The following is a 16,699-nucleotide window of genomic DNA, read 5'->3' on the forward strand; positions in this document are numbered from 1 at the left end:
TCCGCGTCACAGGCTTATAAGACGATTTCGATTGATTTTATTTATCAATATGGAATTTTTATATATCAAAAAACAATTCCATGATGACCTGGTCCTGAGCGATCGCGAAAGTGCCGGGGACCGTGCGGCCGGCGGCCGGATTCTGCGATCGTGAGCGCGACTGTCTCGCAAGCAGAAACACGGCCCCGCTCGGCGACGACACGGAGTTCCTCCCGGCCGCAGCGCGTTATCAGAACGGTAATCGTCGTGTGACGGTCAGCCTTGACATGGATCAACATTGTCCAGCTGTTGCGGCAGCGGTGTTCTGCCACGACCGAAAGCATTGGGATGCCGCTGGAGTGAAAAAGTCATTTTGCGTCTTCATGCAATCCGGCATGTAGACCGGCAAGTCGCGTCGCCGTCATGGTTCGCCCGTGCGATGCGCCGAGCAGGGCCAGCCTCGACGAGCGGTCGGCCGCGCAGGGGGGCGTGCCGCGCAGGATTCCGTCGCGGGCCGGGAACCGCCGTGACCGGCTGCGCCGCAACGGGACAGACTCCTGTCGCTCGAGCTGAGCTGTCGATCGCTGTCCGGCCATGCCGCCACCCTGTGACAACCATCCTGTGATCTAAACTTTCCGGCGACCTCATACGCGTGTCTCGATAGATCAAGCGTGCTCCCAGAAGTCTGATCACACTGAGATCGACCTTCCGGTCTATCGCATACATGGCGAGGAGGAGAGCGATGCTGCGTCGTATAGTGCGCTGGGTGCATCTGGCTGCCGGGTTCGGACTGCCGGCGGTGGGCGGGCTCGCCTGCGCCACTGCGTCGGCCCAGCCGCTGGTGGTGCGCGTCAACCCGCAGCTCGCTCAACGCGGCGTGCTGATGTCCGGCGGCGAGCCCGGCACGATCGAGACCTTGTTCGATTCAGGGCCCCGCTACTCCGAGCCGAGCGGCGTGCGCGTCGGACGCGGCAGCGTGATTCCGTCCTGGCTCGAACTCGGCTCGTTCCAGAACGTGTCGATCCCGGGCCTGAACCCGGTCGGATATTACGGCTACTACATCTCGCCGGACGATCACGCGGTGGTTGTCGATCTCGGGTCGCGCCGGGTCATGCGCGTCATCAGTCACTGATGGAGGCCGGCCGTCGCGTCGGACCACACCGCCCGGAAGGGCAGACGTCCGGCGCGACAGCCGACCGGGAAACGCGGCCTCGTTCGCGGCCGAGGGAATCCGCGTCGGCCGGATCTCCTCTCCGCGACGACTTGCGAGACGACTTGCGAGACGACTTGCGAGACGACGCGGAGAACGGACGCCCGACCTGTCGGCGGCCGCCTTCCCGCGCCCGAGAGGCCCCTGTGACACCTCCCTGAACGAGGCCGCGATGCAAAGGTGCATCATCGGCGCAGGCAGCGCGATCGTCATTCCGGTCGCCCCGATGCGGACGCGCGCCGACTCGCTCGGCCAGCGGTCGGCTGCGCTCAGGCGGCTCTCCGATGCGTGGCAGCCCCTCTCCCAGACCCTCGGTCCGGATCAGAAGGAGCGGATGCGGCTGGTCGCGGCCAGGATCATCGGCGGCGTGCGCGAGGCGGTCGAGACCCGCAGCCAGAAGATGATCGAGGACGAGGATGACGATGGGTGAGATCCAGGCTGAGCTGGCATCCGGCGTCGACGAACGCAAGGCCGGCCCTGATGACGATTCGCGAGGAGCCCGGCCCGCAGGCTGGGGGCCTGTCCGCAGGACTTCTCGCGGCGACCCGTGTTCCCGGTCGTGCGAGACAGCGGTCGCTCCTCGTGATGGTGGGTCGGGCGTCGGCTGACGGCGTCTACTCCTCGGGCCCTCTTCTCCTCGGGTCCGGGGCGCGCGTCCCTCGCCCGCACGCCCGATGGGCCGGCAGCGGCGCGCGTCCCGTCCCTGGCACGGAACACAGGAGTGGGGCGCGCAGGGCCGTCCTCCGTTCTCTCTCGCCTCAGGTCTCTCCCCCGGCAGTGCTTGCTCGGCAGTGCTTGGGCGATCTTGGCGGTGCTTTGGGCGATCGGGACGGCCCGGTGCGGCGGGTCAGTATGCGAACCGTGCCCGCCGGTAGGGATCTTGGTGGTATGGATCTCGGCGGTCTAGACTTTGGCGGTACGGATACGGAGCGTTCCACCGTGAGGCCGCGGCGACCACGGGAGGCTCGGGATCGAACGGCAGCACCGTCGCGCCGAAGGCGATGAAGCCGGCGGCGGCGCGCACGTCGTCGGGCTGGCGCGGGTCTCGCGCGATGAGGTCCGCCCGCTGAAACAGGCGCAGGTTGCATAGGCGGGACGGGAGCCCGCCCGACGGCGTGCAGGCGTCGTGCCGCGCGCAGGCCGCATCGAGCGCGTCGACCGGCGGGAGCGGGAACCGGTTTCCCAAGCCGCAATAGTTGCCGTGCACGAGCAGGGACGGCTCCCGCCTGTCCCCACCCGGTTGCGCTTGCGCGCAGGACAGCCCTGCGGCGGCGAAGAGGAGAATCGCAACCGGTCTGCGCATGACGGTCACTCCGTGCGTTAGCGCAACGTCGGGACGAGCGTCGCCTGTTCGGGTAGGGGCGACGCTCTCCCCGCAAGAACGCCGCCGCCCGGGACGGGCGGCGCGGACACCCTCAATAGGGTCGGCACTGGCCCGCATAGGCATCCCAGTACCGGTAGGGGCCGCATCCGCCGCGGGTCGCGCCGTAATAGCCGGCCGCGGCCGCAGCCCCGGCGACGCCGGCCGCGACGCCGTAGGGCCGATAACCGTACCGGCCATAACCGTACCCGCCCCGGTAGCCGTAGCGGCCGCGATAGGCGTATCCGCCCCGGTAGCCGTACCCACCCCGGTAGCCGGCCACGCGCCCGCCATGGACGCCGCCCCGATAGCCCGCGCCCCGGTAGCCGCCGCCGCGGAAGCCGCCGCCATGGAAGCCGCCGCCATGGAAGCCGCCGCCTCGCGCCTCGGCGGCGGTCGTGAGAAGCAGCGCGGCCATGGCCGATGCTGCGATGATGAAGCGCTTCATAGGTCTGTCTCCTTCCTCCCGGCGAGCCGATCGATGCTCTGCCCGTTGCGGGCAGGCACGAGCGGCGGTCGGATGCGACGGCTGCCCATGCGCACCGCCCTCTCGCCGGCTCTGCCGGACGGTAGCGTGCGGGGTCCCCGCGCGCTTGATCGGACAGGCCACGGTGCCGCGCAGGGCAGATGTCGCACAGACTCCGCCCCAGGTATGAGTCTCGTTCGATCAAGCACTCGCCAGGGGATCGGTCATCCTTGGGATCTGTTCTTCTTGCCGAAGAAGGCGGCCTGCTCGTCGGATAGCGTCGGTCACGGATTTTTGCAGAAGGGATTGAAAAACGCACATGTAGGCGCAATTGCAACTTGCCGCACGATATGGATAAATGATGATCAATTCGAAATGATACCGTCTATTATGTCAAATAAATATATGATAAAGTAACATGATGAATTTTTAATTTATCTGATTTTATATCAAATCGCCTTAATTTTTTCTGCAACCTCGCGAACAACCGTCATCGGGGAGGCTCGAGGCTCCATCCTGCTTTCGGCGAATGGGTCTCCCGGTCGGTCTCTCGTCTTGAACTCTGGACCGTCGAGGTCCCGTCGCCGCCTCCGCGCGTCGCACGACCCCGCGCGCGAGGTCGGCCTCACTCTGCCGGATCTCCAGGATGACGGAATGCGGTGCGCCGATCGGATCAGGGTAGTCGTGGGATTGGCACTGGCGCTCAGCGCCGGACCGGTGCGTGCGAACCCGGGTCCGGATGCTCCGATCCGTATCGTCTACGACCGCCCCGTGCGCCCGGAGTCGCTCGCGATCTACCGCAAGGTCAAGAAGCGCCGCGTCCTCGAAGGCCTGCGGGAGATCGCCGCCGGCATACGCCTGCCGCGGTCGCTGACCCTCCGGTTCTCGGGGTGCCGAGGCGAGGCCGATGCGTGGTACGAGCCCAGGACTCGCACGGTCACGGTCTGCTACGAGTATGTCCGGGACGTGGAGGACCGGGTGCCTGAGGACACGGTCCGGGGCGGCGGGATGCGCCGCGACGTGGTGTTCGGCCTCATCGCCCAGGCCTTCCTGCACGAGACCGGGCATGCCCTGTACGACCTGCTCGAGGTGCCGGTGCTTGGCCGGGAGGAGGATGCCGCCGACCAGTTCGCGGCGCTCGTCCTGCTCGAATTGCCGCCGGCGCAAGCCCGGCATGTCGTCGACGGCATCGCACGCCTCTTCCGCAGCCTTGCGGCCGACGAGCCGCTGGGGACGGTGTTGCTCGCCGACGATCACAGCCTGGCGCTCCAGCGCCTCTACAGCCTGCTCTGCCTCGCCTACGGGGCCGACCGCCACACCTTCGGCGACCTCGTCGCGAGCGGCGCCCTGCCGCGACCACGCGCCGACCATTGCGGGGCGGAGTACGATCTGGCCATGTCCTCGCTGCGCAAGCTCTTCCGGCATCATCTCCGGGGCGGACGGTGGGAGCGCGATCGGGTCCGCCGCGCCTTTCGCTGGCTGGACTGATCCCGACCGGCCGGCGGCAACCGCCATCGGGCGCGGCGAGGACGGCTACTCGTCGCTCACGATGGCCTGCGCGTCCTCGCTCGTGCGGCGCCTCACCCATCTGACCATCAGCACATACCCTGTCGCCAGCACGACCGGCCCGATGAACAAGCCGAGAAGACCGTTGGCCATCACGCCGCCGACGACGCCGGCCAGGACGACGGGCATCGGGACGTCGAGGCCCCGGCCGAGCAGCAAGGGCTTGAGAATGTTGTCGCTCAACCCGGCGCCGAGCGTCCAGACCGCGAAGGCGAGCGCCGGCAGCGTCTCGTGGGTGGCGAAGACGTAGCCGATCACCGGAATGGTCAGGATGACGGCCGGCACCTGGACGATGCAGAGAAGCAGGGAGACGAGCGTCCACAGGCCGGCCGCCGGAAGGCGGATGACGAAGAAGCCGGCTCCGAGAAGGAGGGACTGGATCACCGCCACGCCGACGATGCCCACGGCCACGCCGCGAATGGTGTCGACGGCCAGCCCCGCGAGTTCCGCGCCCCGGACCGTGCTGCCCGTGGCTCGCACCAGGAGCTGCCGCGTGAACCCGGCCGCCCCCTTGCCGTACCCGACGAGGATCGCGGCGATCGCGAAGGACAGAACGAACGACAGCTCGCCGGCGGCGAGGCGCCGGGCGGCGGAGAGGAGCCACGCTGCCGGCCGCTTCAGCATCGGGCCGTACCGCGCGAGGGCCGCCGGCGCGTTGGTCGCGGCGAGGGCCCAGGCCTCCGTCAGCGGTCGGCCGATCAGCGGAAGGTCGGCGAGCCGGGGCGGCGGGGGCGGTACGGTCAGCGTCTGGTCTCGCAGGTCGGAGAGGACCGCGAAGACGGACGATCCGAGCGACGTCACGACCAGGATCGTCGCCGACAGCATGACCGCGATGCCGACCAGCCCGATCAGCAGCGCCGACCCGCGCTCGCCGGCGCGGACGAGCAGGCGGCGATGCAGCGGGTACAGCATGACGGCCAGGATCGCCGACCAGAGCAGGATCTCGGAGAGCGGCGACAGGATACGGCCGCAGGCATAGACCAGCGCCGCGATCAGGCCGATTTGAAGAATGCTATCGAACAGGCCCGCCGGCGAGGACGGAAGGTCCGGTTGTGGCGTGTCGTTGTCCATCACGACGGCGGCTCGATCGGCTAAGCGTGGCGGTAACGGAAAACTCGTTCGTCGAACACGGGCAGGGCCATCATTCATGGCAAAGACACGCGGTCGCGCGTCGAGGCTCACGCTCCTTTATTCGCCAAATCGTAACGGCGATGCTTTCGCACGCCACATGATGATCGGAGTTCGACAGGGGTCCTTGAGGTAGATCAAGACGTCTTCGATCCCGCCATCGCGACGGGCCGATCTCTTGCGCAGGACCGTCGCTGTTCCGGCCGTCCATGAACGGCACGGCCCCGGAGGGTCGCACGGGAGCGGGCTCGGGGAGGACGGCGGGGCATCCGGCGGTCCGGCACCGCCGCGTGTCGTCGCGCGGTGTCCCGACCGATCAAGCGGCGGGGCGCATCCGCTGCGAGATTGCCGACAGGCATCGGGGTGATCCGCGGAGGCGGGCACAGCCCGACGACCCGTCGCCGGCTCGAACCGCTCGTCGCCGGGGCTGCGTCCCGCCTCACCCCGGAGGAAGCAACGTGGCGCATTCGACGACGCAGGAGGCGCCGGCCCGCCGTCGCCGGCACGAGAAGTACGAACGCCTGATCGCCGCCGCGCAGGCGCGGGCCCGCCTCACGGTCGCGGTCGCGCATCCTTGCGACGAGGCCTCGCTCGGCGCGGCGCTGGAGGCGGCGGATCTCGGGCTGATCGAGCCGATCCTGGTCGGGCCGCGGCCGAAGATCGCCGCTGCGGCCGCCTCCTGCGGCCGGGATCTCGCGACGCTCCGGATCGTCGAGGCGGCCCATAGCCACGATTCCGCGGCAAGGGCCGTGGCCCTGGTGAGGGCCGGGGAGGCCGGGGCCCTCATGAAGGGCAGTCTTCACACCGACGAGCTGATGAGCGCGGTGGTGCGGCGCGAGGGCGGCCTGCGGACGGCGCGTCGCCTCAGCCATTGCTTCGTGATGGACGTGCCGAACCACGACGATCCCCTCATCGTCACCGACGCCGCCATCAACATCGCCCCGACGCTCGAGGAGAAGCGCGACATCGTCCAGAACGCGATCGACCTCGCGCATTCCTTCGGCGTCGACGTGGTGCGGGTCGCGATCGTGTCGGCGATGGAGACGGTCAACCCGAAGATCCCCTCGACCGTCGACGCCGCCGCGCTCTGCAAGATGGCCGATCGCGGCCAGATCACCGGAGCGGTCCTCGACGGGCCGCTCGCCCTCGACAACGCCATCGACCTCGGCGCCGCGGCGATCAAGAAGATCCGGTCGCCGGTCGCCGGCCGTGCCAACGTGTTGGTCGTGCCGAATCTCGAGGCCGGCAACATGCTGGCGAAGAGCCTGACCTTCCTCGCCGAGGCGGACGCCGCCGGGATCGTGCTCGGCGCCCGGGTGCCGATCATCCTGACGAGCCGGGCCGATTCGCGCCTGACGCGTCTCGCCTCCTGCGCCGTCGCCTCGCTGTTCGCCGCGAGCCATCGCGCCGCCAAGCCGCCGCCGGAGGCCGACCGATGATCCCGGCCTCGCTCGTGCTGAATGCCGGCTCCTCGAGCCTGAAGTTCCAGGTTTTCGAACGCGGAGAAGCCGTCGAGCCCGGAGAGGGCGGCGCGCCGCGCCGCCTTTACCGCGGCCTCTTCGAGGGGCTCGGCGGCGCGGCGCACATGATCGTGCGCGACGAGTCCGGCGCGGTCGTGGCCGACGAGCTCTTCGCCGCGGACGGCTTCGGTCACGAGGAGGCCCTCCGCCACGTCGCCGCGTGGCTGCGGGACCACCGGAGCGGGCACCGGCTGGCGGCGGTCGGGCACCGGGTCGTGCATGGCGGCACGAATTACGCCGCGCCCGTGCGGATCGACGATGCCGTGCTGGCGGCCCTGGAGCGCCTCGTCCCGCTCGCGCCCCTGCACCAGCCGCACAACCTCGCGCCGATCCGCATCGTGCGCCGGCTTTTCCCGGACCTGCCGCAGGTGGCCTGCTTCGACACCGCCTTCCATCGCGCCCAGCCGGAGGTCGCGCAGCTCTTCGCGCTGCCGGCGGAGGTCGCCGACCGGGGGGTGCGCCGCTACGGCTTCCACGGCCTGTCCTACGCCTTCATCGCCGGGCAGCTCAGCGCCCATGCGCCCGCCCTCGCGGCAGGCCGCGTGGTTGCGGCCCATCTGGGCAGCGGCGCGAGCCTGTGCGCCCTCGCGCGCGGGCGCAGCATCGCCACCACGATGGGCTTCTCGGCCCTCGACGGGCTGCCGATGGGCACGCGCTGCGGCAGCCTCGATCCCGGGGTGGTGTTCTACCTGCTGCGGGAGATGCGGCTCGACGCGGACGAGGCGGAGCGCCTGCTCTACACCCGCTCGGGTCTCCTGGGCGTCTCGGGCCTGTCGAACGACATGCGGACGCTGCGCGCCCGGGCCGCCGAGGACCGGCGCGCGCGGACGGCCATCGACCTCTTCGTCTACCGCATCGGGCGCGAGCTCGGCTCGCTCGTCGCGGCGCTCGGCGGGATCGACGGCCTCGTCTTCACCGGCGGCATCGGCGAGAACGACCCCGCGACCCGGGCCGAGGTGCTGCGGGGCGCCGCCTGGGCCGGCTTCCGGCTCGACGAGGCCGCGAACGCGGCGGGCGGTCCGCGGATCACCGCCGGCTCCGGCCCCCAGGCCTACGTCATCCCCACCGACGAGGAAGCCATGATCGCCCGCGGAATGGGCGAGGTGCTCGACGATCCGCGCCGGACGGCGCCCTGACCCCGAGGAGAACGCAATGGAGACGCTGACGACGACGCCCGCGGCGAATCCCGCCGTGATCGGCAACGAGCCTTTCATGTCGGCGGACGATCTCGCCGCCTACTCGGCGCGCATGCGCGCCGCCAAGGTCATGAAGGAGATGGAGGGCCAGGACCGTGCCGGCAAGGCGCGGGAGGAGCTGATCAAGCAGCTCGCCGAGCCCCTGGCGGTCACGCCCGAGAAGGTGGCCGAGATCACGCAGAGCCTGCTGCACAAGCTCCGCATCGCCGCCGAGCAGGGCCAGAAGGAGCTTCTGGTGATGCGCTTCCCGAACCTGATGTGTAGCGACAAGGGCCGGGCGATCAACAACGCGGAGGCAGGGTGGGCCGAGACCCTGACCGGCCGGCCGCGTCAGGCCTACGAGTTCTGGCGCGACCGCCTGCAGCCCGCCGGCTACGGCCTCAAGGCGCTGGTCGTCGACTGGCCGGACGGCATGCCGGGCGACATCGGCTTCTTCCTCACCTGGAAGCCCGCGCCGCATTGAGCGCCCCCCAACACAGGATCAACCCGCCATGGCCGAACCCGTGATCGACGCCGACCCCCGGCCGGCCGAGGCCGCCGCGGGGCCGCCCTCCCTCCTCTCGCTCCAGGCGCGCGTCGCCGAGGTCTACCGGGATCGCTGCACCGCGGCGTTCGGCGCCTATCTCGACGCGATGCAGGGGGCGAGCCGCGCCTGGATGGAGAGTGCCAGGCCGACGACCCCCGTGCAGGCCGCCGGCGACGCGCTCACCTACTGGATCGACTTCACCCAGCGCTCGCTCCTGTTCTGGGACACGCTCCGGCAGCGCGGCAACGGCTGGCTGGCGCACGAGGCGGCCGGCAAGCCGCCGCTCCTCGCCTTCCGTTACGAGGTCGTGGCCGATGCCCGCCGCTTCGACCGGCCGGCGAACTACGCCCTGGCGCGCATCGTGCCCCCACCGGGCACCCCGGTCGACGAGGAGAAGCGCCCCTACCTCATCATCGACCCGCGGGCCGGGCACGGGCCGGGCATCGGCGGCTTCAAGCCGGATTCCGAGGTCGGCATGGCTTTGCGCGCCGGCCATCCGGTCTACGTGGCGATCTTCTTTCCCGAGCCGGTGCCGGGCCAGACGCTGGCGGACGTCGCGCAGGCGGAAGCCGCCTTCGTGCGCCTCGTGCGCGAGCGCCATCCGACGCGCGGCAAGCCCGTCATCGTCGGCAATTGCCAGGGCGGCTGGGCCGCGATGCTGGTGGGCGCCCTCGACCCCGAGACCGTCGGACCGATCGTGGTGAACGGCGCGCCGATGTCCTACTGGGCCGGCAACGACGCCGAGAACCCGATGCGCTACGCCGGCGGCATGCTCGGCGGGACCTGGACGGCGCTCCTCGCCAGCGATCTCGGCGGCGGCGTCTTCGACGGCGCCCACCTCGTCGACAACTTCGAGTCCCTCAATCCCGCCAACACCTGGTTCGGGAAATCCTACACCCTGTTCTCGAAGATCGACACCGAGCCGCCGCGCTACCTCGAGTTCGAGCGCTGGTGGGGCGGGTACTTCCTGATGAACCGGGAGGAGATCCGCTGGATCGTCGACAACCTGTTCGTCGGCAACCGGCTCGCCGCCGGGAACGCCGAATGGGCGGAGGGCCAGGCGTTCGACCTGCGGGCGATCCGCTCGCCGATCATCCTGTTCGCCTCGCTCGGCGACAACATCACCCCGCCGCAGCAGGCCTTCAACTGGATCGCCGACCTCTATCCGACGACCGCGGACCTGAAGGCCAACGGGCAGGTCATCGTCGGGCTGATGCACGAGAGCATCGGGCATCTCGGCATCTTCGTCTCCGCGGGCGTCGCCCGGCGCGAGCATTCGCAGATCGTCGACCTCCTCGAGTACATCGAGCACCTGCCGCCGGGGCTCTACGGCATGACGGTCGAGGAGGAGCGCGTCGACGGAAGGGTGCGCTACGACGCCGCCTTACGCGAATTGCGGGTCGAGGACCTGCAGCGCCTCCAGAAATACGCCCGCAAGGACGAGGTGCCGTTCGCGGCGGTGAGCCGGGTCTCGGACCTCAACGCGGCCGCCTACGAGACTTTCGTCCATCCGGTCCTGAGCGCCTGGCTGCCGCGGGAGATCGGGGCGTGGTCGCGGGCGCTGCATCCGCTCCGGGTCCGGCACTGGGCCTTGTCCGACCTCAACCCGGCCCTGGCGCGGCTCGGCCCCGTCGCCGACCTCGTGCGGGGCCACCGCGTCCACCGCGACGAGGCGGGCGCCCTCGCGGCGACCGAGCGCATGGCGGCAGCCGGGATCACGGCGGGGTGGGACCTCTACCGGCAAATGCGCGACGCGGCCGTCGAGAACCTGTTCTACACGGTCTACGGCACGATGAGCGTGCTCGCGCCGGCCGGGGAGGCGCAGGCCCCCGGCCAGGCGGCCGGCGCGCCGCCGGCTCCCTCCGATGCCATGGGCCGGATCTCGGAGGGCGGCTTCACCGAGGCGGCGGTCCGGGCCGGCCTGCTCATCTCCCGGCTCGGCCGCGGGGCCCGGCGCCTGTCCGCCTTCAAGCGCATCCGCGACGCCGTCGGCCGCGACGTCGGCCTGCTCGACATGCCGGCGGATGCAGCGGCCGAGCTGATCCGGCGGCAATCGGCGATCGTCGATCAGGCGCCCGAGCGCGCGCTGGCCGCGCTGCCGGACCTGGTTCGGACGGCCGAGGAGCGCCGCCGCCTCCTCGACATCCTCGACCGCCTGGCGGGCCGCCTCGACCTCGCGCCGGAGCAGCGCGCCATGATCCAGCGGTTCCACGACCTCCTCGCACCGGCTCCCGAGGCGGTGCCTGCCACCGGGCCGGCCCCTCGTCGCCGCAGAGCCGGCTGAGTTCGCGTCAGACCGGGAAGACGACACGTCCGGAGATGACCGCGGAGATGACCGCCATGACGCAGATCCCCGACGGCACCGCCCTCGCGGGCAAGCGCGCCCTCATCCTCGGCGTCGCCAACGAGCACTCGATCGCCTATGGCTGCGCCCGGGTCTTCCGGCGGCTCGGGGCGCAGATCGCCCTGACCTACCTCAACGAGAAGGCGAGGCCCTTCGTCGAGCCGCTCGCGCGCGAGCTCGACGCGCCAATCCTCGTGCCGTGCGACGTCCAGAAGGACGGGGATCTCGAGGGGGTGTTCCGGCAGGTCGCCGAGACCTGGGGAGGGCTCGACATCGCGCTCCACGCGATCGCCTTCGCGCCGGCGAAGGATCTGCAGGGCCGGCTGGTCGACAGCTCCCGCGAGGGATTCGGCATCGCCATGGACGTGTCCTGCCACTCCTTCGTGCGGATGGCGCGGCTCGCCGCGCCGCTGATGAGCGGGGGCGGCACGCTCCTGACGATGAGCTACCACGGCGCCAACAAGGTCGTGCCGAACTACAACCTGATGGGACCGGTCAAGGCGGCGCTGGAGAGCGCCGTGCGCTACCTCGCCTACGAGCTCGGCGACCGCGGCATCCGCGTCCACGCCGTGTCGCCCGGCCCCCTCAAGACCCGCGCCGCGTCGGGCCTCAAGGATTTCGACCTCCTCCTCAACGCGGCGATCCAGCGCGCCCCGATCGGCGAGCTCGTCGACATCGACGATGTCGGCCTCACCGCCGCCTTCCTGACGACGCCCTACGCGGCCCGTCTCACGGGCACGACCGTCTACGTCGACGGCGGCCTCAGCATCATGGCGTGACGGGAGGTCATCATGGCTGGACTCATCGCCGAACTCGTGTCGCCCGAGCGCATCGTGTTCTCGGGAGAGGTCCGCTCGGTGCTGCTGCCGGGCGCCGATGGCGACATGACGATCCTGCCCGGCCATGCGCCGATCGTCACCCTGCTGCAAGCCGGGATCGTCTTCGCGACCGACGCGACCGGGACGGGCCGCCGCGCCTATGTGAGCGGCGGCTTCGCCGAGGTCACGGCGACCCGCGTCACCATCCTGGCGGAGCGCGTGACGGCGGTGGAGGAGATGACCTTCGATCGGATCGACGCCGAGATCGCGCAGATCCGCATGGAGCAGGACAGCTCGGAGGATCTCGACGAGAAGGCCCGCTGCGAGGTTTCGATCAGCCGGCTCGAACAGATCAGGTCGAGCCTCGCGCTGTGATACCAAAGGGCGTTGAAACCGACCTTTGGCTTCGGTCTCGGATTGTTGCCAGGACCCTGGTTCGTCATCGAAAATTCGAGACGGACCAACAGCCTGATTCGTCAATATCTTGGGCCCATGTCTTCTGATGCCGCCGCGCCTTCGAGCGACCCCGTGCGAGGGCGCGGCGGTATCAGTATCGTTCGGGCACGAAGCGCCGGTCGCGCAGGGTGTCGTCGTAGGCGTGCTTCTTGTCGCGCTTGGGCAGCGTCACCGGCTCGGCCTCGAGCCTCTTGTATGGGATGAGGTGGAGGAGGTGCGCGATGCAGTTGAGCCGCGCCCGCCGCTTGTCGTCCGAGCGCACCACGTACCAGGGCAGGTCGTCGCTGTCGGTGGCGGCCAGCATCGCATCGCGGGCGCGGGAATACTCGTACCAGCGCCGGTAGGATTCGAGGTCCATCGGGCTGAGCTTCCACTGCCGCAGGGGATCGTCGATGCGCGCCTCGAAGCGCCGCTTCTGCTCAGGCCGCCCCACCTCCAGCCAGAACTTGACGAGCTGGATGCCGCCGCCGGCGATGAACCGCTCGACCTGCGGGCAGAGGGAGAGGAAGCGCCGCTGCTCCGCCTCGTTGCAGAAGCCCATCACGGTCTCGACCCCGGCGCGGTTGTACCAGGAGCGGTCGAAGATCACGACCTCGCCGCCGGCCGGGAAATGCGCGAGGTAGCGCTGGAGGAAGAGCTGGCTCTTCTCCCGGTCCGAGGGCGCGGGCAGCGCGACGACCCGGAACACCCGGGGGCTGACCCGCTCGGTGATCGCCTTGATGGTGCCGCCCTTGCCGGCCGCGTCGCGGCCCTCGAAGACGACGATGATGCGCGCCCCGGTCGCCCGCACCCAGGCCTGCATGTGGCAGAGCTCGACCTGGAGCTTGCGCAGTTCGCGCTCGTAGACCTTGCGCTTCAGCCGGCCCTCCGCGGCGGTTTCGATCGGGGCGTCGGGCAGGTCCGTTGCCAAGCCCCGGCCGGTCTCGTCCATGGCGCGTCCTCCTCTACTCCGCCGGCAGGTGCTCCGGCACGCCCTCCGGCGCCTTCGGTGGCGCCGGCTCCGTCTTCTTGCCGCCGAGGATCCGCCAGGCCCGCTCGCGCAGGCTCTGGAACACGACGTAGAGCGGCGGGATCACGAAGATGCCGAGGAAGGAGGCGGCGATCATGCCGCCGAAGACCGGCGTGCCGACATTCTTCCGGGCGAGCTGCGAGGCGCCGGTCGCCACGACGAGCGGCAGCAGGCCGAGGATGAAGGCGAAGGAGGTCATCATCACCGGCCGGAACCGCAGCCGCGCGCCTTCCGTGGCGGCCTCGTGCAGCGCGACGCCCTTCTCCCGCTGCTCCTTGGCGAACTCGACGATGAGGATGCCGTTCTTGGCAGCCAGCCCGATCAGCACCACCATGCCGATCTGCGCGTAGAGATCGAGGGTGAGCCCGCCCCAGACCATCGCCGCGAAGGCACCGACGATGCCGACCGTGACCGAGAGCAGCACCGGCACGGGGATCGTCCAGCTCTCGTAGAGCCCGACCAGGAACAGGAAGGCGAACAGCACCGCGAAGGCAAGGATGATCGCGGTCTTGCCCTCCGCCCGCTTCTCCTGGAAGGCCGTGTCGGTCCATTCGCCGCTGAAGCCCGCCGGCAGGGTCCGGACAGCGACCGCCTCCATGGCGGCGAGCGCCTGGCCCGAGGAGACGCCCGGGGCCGGCCCGCCCTGCACCGACACGGCGCGCAGGTTGTTGTAGCGGATGAGCGCGGGCGGTCCGACGACGATGCGCACCTCGGCGAGGCTGCGCAGCGGCACCATCTGGCCGTCCCGGTTGCGCACGTTGATGCGGTAGATGTCGTCGATCTTCTGGCGGTCGCTCGCCTCCGCCTGGACCTGGACCTGCCAGGTCCGGCCGAACAGGTTGATGTCGTTGACGTAGTAGCCGCCGAGCGAGGCTTGCAGCGCCTGGAACACGCTGTCGAGGGAGACGCCGAGGATCTGGACCTTGTTGCGGTCGATGTCGAGGAAGACCGAGGGGTTCGTCGCCGAGAAGGTGCTGAACACGCGGCTGAGCTTCGGCTCCTGGTTGGCCGCGACGATCAGGCCGCGCAGGACCTGGGCGAGCTCGCGCGGATCGCCGCCGCGCAGGTCCTCCAGCACGTAGGCGAAGCCGCCGCCGGTGCCGAGCCCGATGATCGGCGGGGGCGCGAGCGGGACGACGAGGCCGCCCGGGATCTCGCGGAAGCGCTGGCCGAGCCGGGCGATCAGCGCGGCGGCGCCGTCGCCGGCGCCTTTGCGCTCCTCGAAGGCCTTCAGCGTGACGACCAGGAAGGCGGCGTTGCTCTGCGAATAGTTGTCGATGAAGTTGAGGCCGACCACCGTCGTGACGTCGGCCACCGCGTGCTCCTCGCGCAGGATCGCCTCGGCCTTCGCGGCCACGTCCGCGGTGCGCGCCACCGCGGCCCCCTCGGGCAGCTGCACCACCACGAAGAAGGCGCCCTGGTCGTCCTCCGGCAGGAACCCGGTCGGCGTGATCCGCGCGAGCTGAACCGTGCCCCAGGCCGCCGCGAGGGTCACCACGAGGCCGAGGACCGACAGGCGCACGATGCGGGCGACCGCCGCGCCGTAGCCGTCGCGCACGGCGTCGATGGCCCGCATCACGAGGCCCATGAGGCCGCGCCGCGGTCCGTGGTGGGGCCGCAGCAGCACGCCGCAGAGCGCCGGCGAGAGCGTGAGCGCGTTGATCGCCGAGAGCAGCATCGAGACCGCCACGGCGACCGCGAACTGGCGAAACAGCTCGCCCGAGATGCCCGGCACGAAGGCGACCGGCACGAAGACCGAGAGCAGCACCAGGGTGATGGCGACGATCGGCGCGGTGATCTCCGCCATGGCGCGCTTCGTCGCCTCGCGCGGGGACAGGTCCGGGTGCTCCTCCATCACCCGCTCGACGTTCTCGACCACCACGATGGCGTCGTCGACCACGATGCCGATGGCGAGCACCAGGGCGAGCAGCGAGACCGAGTTCGCCGAGTAGCCGATCGCCTTCAGGGCGATGAAGGTGCCGATCAGGCTCACCGGCACGGCGATCGTCGGGATCAGGGTCGCCCGCAGGCTGCCGAGGAACAGGAACACCACGATCACGACGAGCACGAAGGCCTCGACCAGGGTCTTCTGAACCTCGTGCACCGTCTCGGTGATGAAGGCGGTGGGGTCGTAGGTGACCTTCCATTCGAGGCCTTCGGGAAAGGCCTTCGCCAGGCTCGCGACCCGCGCGGTGACCTCCTTGAGGGTCGTGATCGCGTTGGCGCCGGGCGACTGGTAGATCGCGATGACGGTCGCCGGGCTGCCGTTGAGCCTCGTCTCGCGGTCGAGGCTCGCCGCGCCGAGCTCGACCCGGGCGACGTCGCCGAGCCGCAGCAGCGACCCGTCCGGATTGGTGCGCAGGACGATGTTGCGGAACTGCTCGGGCGAGGTGAGCCTCCCTTGCGTCTGGATGCTGAGCTGGAGTTGCTGCTCGTCCGAGATCGGCCGGGCGCCGATGCGGCCGACCGGCGCCTGGACGTTCTGGGCCTTGATCGCCCCGATGACGTCGCCGGTGGTCAGGTTGAGGCCGGTGAGCTGGTCGCTGCGCACCCAGGCCCGCATCGCGTAGTCCTGCGGGCCCCACAGGGTCGCGTCGCCCACGCCCGGCGTGCTCCGGATCCGGTCGAGCAGGTTGATGGTGACGTAGTTCGAGATGAACAACGGGTCCTGGATCGCCTTGGGCGAGTAGACTGCCAGCACGCCGAGCAGCGCCGAGGACTTCTTCTTGACCGTGACGCCCTGCTTGCGCACGTCCTCGGGCAGCTTCGCCAGCGCGATCTGGACCCGGTTGTTGACGTTGACGGCGTTGATGTCGGGATCGGTGCCGAGTTCGAACGAGGCGGTGAGCGTGTAGCTGCCGTCGTTGCCGCTCACGCTCTTCATGTAGATCATCTTGTCGACGCCGACGACCTGCGACTCGACCGGCTGCGCCACCGTCGATTCGACGACGTCGGCGGCGGCGCCCGGATAGGTCGTCGTCACCGAGACCTGGGGCGGCACGATGTCGGGATACTGGGCCACAGGGATCGCCAGCAGCGCCAGCCCGCCGGCAATCGCCGTGACGATGGCGATCACCACCGCCAGGCGCGGCCGGTCGACGAAGATCGCGGAGAGCATCGG

The 16,699-nt window shown here is 69.9% G+C and carries 14 protein-coding genes; 9 read left to right on the forward strand and 5 right to left on the reverse strand.

Translation table 11 applies throughout. The features are described 5' to 3' along the window. Nucleotides 1-721 precede the first annotated feature (721 nt). Nucleotides 722-1,111, forward strand: coding sequence for a hypothetical protein (locus DA075_RS20830; RefSeq protein ID WP_123834375.1), 390 nt, complete (start codon nucleotides 722-724; stop codon nucleotides 1,109-1,111). Between the two features lie 250 nt (nucleotides 1,112-1,361). Then, nucleotides 1,362-1,619, forward strand: a complete 258-nt coding sequence (locus DA075_RS20835; RefSeq protein WP_099954844.1) for a hypothetical protein — start codon at nucleotides 1,362-1,364, stop codon at nucleotides 1,617-1,619. A gap of 417 nt (nucleotides 1,620-2,036) precedes the next feature. On the opposite strand, the gene DA075_RS20840 is transcribed toward DA075_RS20835, so the two are convergent. After that, nucleotides 2,037-2,492 (reverse strand): phospholipase A2 family protein, encoded by a 456-nt coding sequence (locus tag DA075_RS20840; RefSeq protein ID WP_244936256.1) that lies wholly within the window; start codon nucleotides 2,490-2,492, stop codon nucleotides 2,037-2,039. A gap of 112 nt (nucleotides 2,493-2,604) precedes the next feature. Beyond that, nucleotides 2,605-2,997, reverse strand: a complete 393-nt coding sequence (locus tag DA075_RS20845; RefSeq protein WP_099954845.1) for a hypothetical protein — start codon at nucleotides 2,995-2,997, stop codon at nucleotides 2,605-2,607. A gap of 789 nt (nucleotides 2,998-3,786) precedes the next feature. On the opposite strand from DA075_RS20845, the gene DA075_RS20850 reads away from it, so the two are divergent. Next, entirely contained in the window at nucleotides 3,787-4,503 is a 717-nt protein-coding gene (locus DA075_RS20850) for a DUF4344 domain-containing metallopeptidase (RefSeq protein ID WP_232387450.1), read from the forward strand. Between the two features lie 45 nt (nucleotides 4,504-4,548). Here DA075_RS20850 and DA075_RS20855 read toward each other — a convergent pair whose 3' ends face one another. Next, nucleotides 4,549-5,652, reverse strand: a complete 1,104-nt coding sequence (locus DA075_RS20855) for an AI-2E family transporter (RefSeq protein ID WP_099954847.1) — start codon at nucleotides 5,650-5,652, stop codon at nucleotides 4,549-4,551. Nucleotides 5,653-6,167: 515 nt separating this feature from the next. Here DA075_RS20855 and DA075_RS20860 point away from each other — a divergent pair. From DA075_RS20860 to atpC, 6 genes are read left to right on the forward strand one after another with little or no spacing between them, the layout of a single operon-like run. After that, nucleotides 6,168-7,148 carry a phosphate acetyltransferase gene (locus DA075_RS20860; RefSeq protein ID WP_099954848.1) on the forward strand — a complete coding sequence of 327 codons (981 nt, stop codon included), beginning with the start codon at nucleotides 6,168-6,170 and terminating at the stop codon, nucleotides 7,146-7,148. Next, complete coding sequence (locus DA075_RS20865) at nucleotides 7,145-8,365, forward strand: acetate/propionate family kinase (protein WP_099954849.1); 1,221 nt, start codon at nucleotides 7,145-7,147, stop codon at nucleotides 8,363-8,365. The genes DA075_RS20860 and DA075_RS20865 overlap by 4 nt, the downstream gene beginning before the upstream one ends. A 16-nt stretch (nucleotides 8,366-8,381) precedes the next feature. Continuing rightward, nucleotides 8,382-8,888: a hypothetical protein gene (locus DA075_RS20870; protein WP_099954850.1), complete on the forward strand. Its 507-nt coding sequence runs from the start codon at nucleotides 8,382-8,384 to the stop codon at nucleotides 8,886-8,888. 28 nt (nucleotides 8,889-8,916) lie between these two features. Then, entirely contained in the window at nucleotides 8,917-11,235 is a 2,319-nt protein-coding gene (locus DA075_RS20875; protein WP_099954851.1) for a DUF3141 domain-containing protein, read from the forward strand. Between the two features lie 56 nt (nucleotides 11,236-11,291). After that, nucleotides 11,292-12,074, forward strand: a complete 783-nt coding sequence (fabI, locus tag DA075_RS20880) for an enoyl-ACP reductase FabI (RefSeq protein WP_099956708.1) — start codon at nucleotides 11,292-11,294, stop codon at nucleotides 12,072-12,074. Nucleotides 12,075-12,086: 12 nt separating this feature from the next. Beyond that, nucleotides 12,087-12,488: an ATP synthase F1 subunit epsilon gene (gene atpC, locus DA075_RS20885; protein ID WP_099954852.1), complete on the forward strand. Its 402-nt coding sequence runs from the start codon at nucleotides 12,087-12,089 to the stop codon at nucleotides 12,486-12,488. 172 nt (nucleotides 12,489-12,660) lie between these two features. Here atpC and ppk2 read toward each other — a convergent pair whose 3' ends face one another. After that, complete coding sequence (gene ppk2, locus DA075_RS20890; RefSeq protein ID WP_099954853.1) at nucleotides 12,661-13,500, reverse strand: polyphosphate kinase 2; 840 nt, start codon at nucleotides 13,498-13,500, stop codon at nucleotides 12,661-12,663. A 13-nt stretch (nucleotides 13,501-13,513) separates the two neighbouring features. Then, nucleotides 13,514-16,696, reverse strand: a complete 3,183-nt coding sequence (locus DA075_RS20895) for an efflux RND transporter permease subunit (RefSeq protein WP_099954854.1) — start codon at nucleotides 16,694-16,696, stop codon at nucleotides 13,514-13,516. Nucleotides 16,697-16,699 lie beyond the last annotated feature (3 nt).

The sequence above is a fragment of the Methylobacterium currus genome (assembly GCF_003058325.1).
GTDB classification, from domain to species: Bacteria; Pseudomonadota; Alphaproteobacteria; order Rhizobiales; family Beijerinckiaceae; genus Methylobacterium; species Methylobacterium currus.

Bases quoted from the DNA above. Each gene is read 5' to 3' on its own strand.
- DA075_RS20830 (WP_123834375.1), top strand. From the start codon at position 722: ATGCTGCGTCGTATAGTGCGCTGGGTGCATCTGGCTGCCGGGTTCGGA.
- DA075_RS20835 (WP_099954844.1), top strand. From the start codon at position 1,362: ATGCAAAGGTGCATCATCGGCGCAGGCAGCGCGATCGTCATTCCGGTC.
- DA075_RS20840 (WP_244936256.1), bottom strand. From the start codon at position 2,492: ATGCGCAGACCGGTTGCGATTCTCCTCTTCGCCGCCGCAGGGCTGTCC.
- DA075_RS20845 (WP_099954845.1), bottom strand. From the start codon at position 2,997: ATGAAGCGCTTCATCATCGCAGCATCGGCCATGGCCGCGCTGCTTCTC.
- DA075_RS20855 (WP_099954847.1), bottom strand. From the start codon at position 5,652: ATGGACAACGACACGCCACAACCGGACCTTCCGTCCTCGCCGGCGGGC.
- DA075_RS20865 (WP_099954849.1), top strand. From the start codon at position 7,145: ATGATCCCGGCCTCGCTCGTGCTGAATGCCGGCTCCTCGAGCCTGAAG.
- DA075_RS20870 (WP_099954850.1), top strand. From the start codon at position 8,382: ATGGAGACGCTGACGACGACGCCCGCGGCGAATCCCGCCGTGATCGGC.
- DA075_RS20875 (WP_099954851.1), top strand. From the start codon at position 8,917: ATGGCCGAACCCGTGATCGACGCCGACCCCCGGCCGGCCGAGGCCGCC.
- fabI (WP_099956708.1), top strand. From the start codon at position 11,292: ATGACGCAGATCCCCGACGGCACCGCCCTCGCGGGCAAGCGCGCCCTC.
- atpC (WP_099954852.1), top strand. From the start codon at position 12,087: ATGGCTGGACTCATCGCCGAACTCGTGTCGCCCGAGCGCATCGTGTTC.
- ppk2 (WP_099954853.1), bottom strand. From the start codon at position 13,500: ATGGACGAGACCGGCCGGGGCTTGGCAACGGACCTGCCCGACGCCCCG.
- DA075_RS20895 (WP_099954854.1), bottom strand. From the start codon at position 16,696: ATGCTCTCCGCGATCTTCGTCGACCGGCCGCGCCTGGCGGTGGTGATC.